Source organism: Streptomyces coffeae (assembly GCF_016741875.1).
Classification (GTDB): domain Bacteria; phylum Actinomycetota; class Actinomycetes; order Streptomycetales; family Streptomycetaceae; genus Streptomyces; species Streptomyces coffeae.
Map to the genome: position 1 here is coordinate 1 of NZ_JAERRF010000093.1, position 3,377 is coordinate 3,377.

General features: G+C 71.0%; 1 protein-coding gene. It reads left to right on the forward strand.

Annotated elements, in window-relative coordinates:
* Positions 1-70: 70 nt before the first annotated feature.
* A partial coding sequence (locus JK363_RS41035; protein ID WP_236076569.1) for an acyltransferase domain-containing protein occupies positions 71-3,377 on the forward strand: 3,307 nt, incomplete at its 3' end.

Below are 3,377 nucleotides of genomic sequence, written 5' to 3' on the forward strand. Positions count from 1 at the left end.
GCATGTTCCGGAGGACACGGCATCGACGGCGGAGCCCGTTGCCGACCCTGCCGGGGTTGTGCCCTGGGTATTGTCCGCACGCAGCGTCGAGGCTCTGCGTGGCCAGGCCACAGCACTGGCGGCACGGCTGGCAACGGACCCCGAGGTGTCTGCGGTGGACGTCGGTTGGTCGCTCGCCACCACCCGATCGCTGTTCGAGCACCGAGCGGTGGTGTTCGGAGAGGGACGCGGTGAACTGCTGGCGGCCGTGGAAGCCCTGGCCGCCGATGAAGCACATCCGTCGGTTGTACGTCCCGGCGCCGGGATCAGCATCGCGGGGAAGACCGTATGGATGTTCAGCGGCCAGGGCAGCCAGCGTCCGGGTATGGGAGCCGAGCTGTACGACCGGTTCCCGGTGTTCGCCATGGCGTTCGACGAGGTCTGCGGGCTGCTCGACCCGCATCTCGAACACCCGCTGCGCGAGGTGGTTTTCACGGGCGTGGTCGATCGGCCCGAGCTGCTGGACCACACCACCTACGCGCAGGCAGGTCTGTTCGCCCTGCATATCGCACTGGCCCGGCTGCTGGCCTCCTTGGGACAGGCCCCGGATGTGGTGCTGGGCCACTCGATCGGGGAAATCGCCGCCGCTCATACGGCCGGAGTGTTCGACCTGGCGGACGCGTGCCGACTGGTCGCCGCTCGCGCCACCTTGATGGGACAGCTGCCGGCGGGCGGCGGCATGGCCTCGATCGCGGCCACCGCGGATGAACTCGCCGATGATCTCGCGGAGCACAACGGCCAGGTCGGTGTTGCCGCGCTGAACACTCCTGGCAGCACTGTCATCTCCGGACCCGTCGAACTCGTCGACCGCATCAGCGCCACCTGGGCGGAGAAGGGACGCAAGACGAAGACCCTCACGGTGAGCCACGCCTTCCACTCCCCGCTGATGGATTCCATCCTCGAACCGTTCACCCAAGCCATCGAGGGTTTGACCTACCATCCGCCCGCCATCCCGGTGCTGAGCAATCTCACCGGCGAGCCCGCCGACGAGCTGATCGCCACACCCGGCTACTGGGCTCGTCATATCCGGCAGCCGGTGCTGTTCCACCCCGCCGTCACCCACATCGCCCCCGAGACGGGTGTTTTCCTCGAACTTGGACCCGACCCGGTCCTGGCCTCCGCGACCCAACACACCCTTCAGCACACACCAGAAGGTGAAGCGGCGACGTCCCGTGCCGGGGATGCGGCGGCCGACGAGGGCCCCGGACCGCTCGTCGTGGCCACCCTCACCCGTAAGCGCCCCGATGGTCATGCCCTCGGACACACGCTCGCCCAGTTGCATGCCCACGGCCACGACGTCGACTGGACCGGCTGGTTCCCGGCCGATGCGGCGCCACGGACGGTGCATCTGCCCACCTATGCCTTCCAGCGGGAGAGCTACTGGCTCCCCGCGGGCGGCGGGGTCGGTGATGTGGCCGCCGCCGGATTGCAGCGCGTGGAGCATGCGTTGTTGCCCGCCGCGGTGGGGCTCGCCGACGGTGGGCTCGTGCTCACCGGCCGCATCTCGACCGGAGGCAGGGGCAGGTGGCTGGCCGAGCATGTGATGGCGGGCGCCGTCCTGGTGCCCGGCGCTGCGCTCGTCGAGTGGGCCCTGCGCGCCGCGGACGAGGCGGGATGCGGTGGTGTGGAGGAGCTGGCGCTCCAGGTTCCGCTGATCCTGCCCGCGTCGGGCGGGCTACGGGTGCAGGTGGTCGTGGGCGCCGCCACCGAGGACGGGCGGCGCGATGTGCGGGTGTACTCCCGTCCTGATCGCGACACCCAGCCCGGTACGGAGGCCGGATGGGTGTGTCACGCCGTCGGTGTGCTGAGCCCGCCGTCTCCCGGGAGCTCGCCGTCTCCCGGGAGCCCGCCGTCCCACAACGGCCCCGCGGAAGAGCTCGGGACGGTGTGGCCTCCCGCAGGCGCCGAACCCGTACGGCTGGACGGTTTCTACGAGCGGGTGGCGGCCTCGGGATATGCGTACGGGCCGTCGTTCCAGGGGCTGCGCGCCGCATGGCGGGACGGTCAGGACGTGCTCGCCGAAGTGGCACTGCCCGAGGACGCGGGTGACGCGGACGGATTCGGTATCCACCCCGCACTGCTGGATGCCGCGCTCCATCCGGCGCTGCTTCTGGACCGGCCGGACGAGGAGCGGGACGACGCCAAGGTGTGGCTGCCGTTCGCCTGGAACGGTGTGTCGTTGTGGGCAGCCGGCGCGACGACGGCACGCGTCCGGCTCTCTCCCCGTGACGACGGTACCGACGGCGAACGCGGCCTGAAGGTGGTCGTGGCCGACGCCGTCGGCTGCCCCGTGCTGACGGTGGACGCACTGGTGATGCGCCCTGCCGGTGTTGAGCAGTTGCGGTCGGCCGACGGCCCCGACCTGGAGGGCCTGTTCACCGTGGACTGGACCCCGCTGCCTGTACCGGAGCGGGACACCGACGCTCACGCGGCGGGACCGGAGACCGGCGACGGTGGTGACTGGGCGGAGCTGTGCGCCGACGAGCGCGCACCGCTGCTCCCCGGGGCCGTATGCCATCCCCATTTCGAGGCGCTGACGGCCGCGCTCGACGGTGGCGCCCCCGCCCCGTCGGTAGCCCTCGCACAACTGTCGGACACCGGCGGCACTCCGGCCGATGGTCTCGCTATGACCGAGCGGACCTTGGAGCTGGTACAGGGCTGGCTGGCCGAACCACGGCTGACGGATTCCCGCTTGGTGATCGTGACACGTGGGGCGACCCTCGTCACCGAGGCGGACACACCCGGGAACGGACGAACGGTGGATGTCCCCGGCGCCGCGGTCTGCGGGCTGGTGCGCAGCGCACAAGCGGAGAACCCCGGGCGTTTCCTCCTGGTCGATCTGGACCCGGACCCCGAGTCGCACGACACACCGGCACAAAGCGTGCTGAACGGCGTCATGTGCGCCGTGGAGATGGATGAGCCCCAGATCGCGGTGCGAGCCGGAGGTGTGTGGGTGCCGCGGCTGATGCGCGCCGGTGGCCCGAGCAGCGGTGGGGTGACCGGCCCGGTCGGACATCCGGCGTGGCGGCTGGAGCTGATGGGCGCGGCGACCGTGGACAACGTCAAGCCGGTGCCGTGCCCCGAGGTGCTGGAGCCCTTGGGCCCCGGGCAGGTGCGGGTGGCCGTGCACGCCGCCGGCGTCAACTTCCGTGACGCACTGATCAGTCTGGGCATGGTCCCTGGTCAGACCGGCCTCGGTGGCGAAGCCGCCGGTGTGGTGGCGGCCATCGGCCCGGACGTCACCGATGTCGCGGTGGGCGATCGGGTCATGGGCGTCTTCGACCGCGCCTTCGGCCCGTGGGCGGTGACCGACGTCCGTATGGTGGCGCCCATCCCGA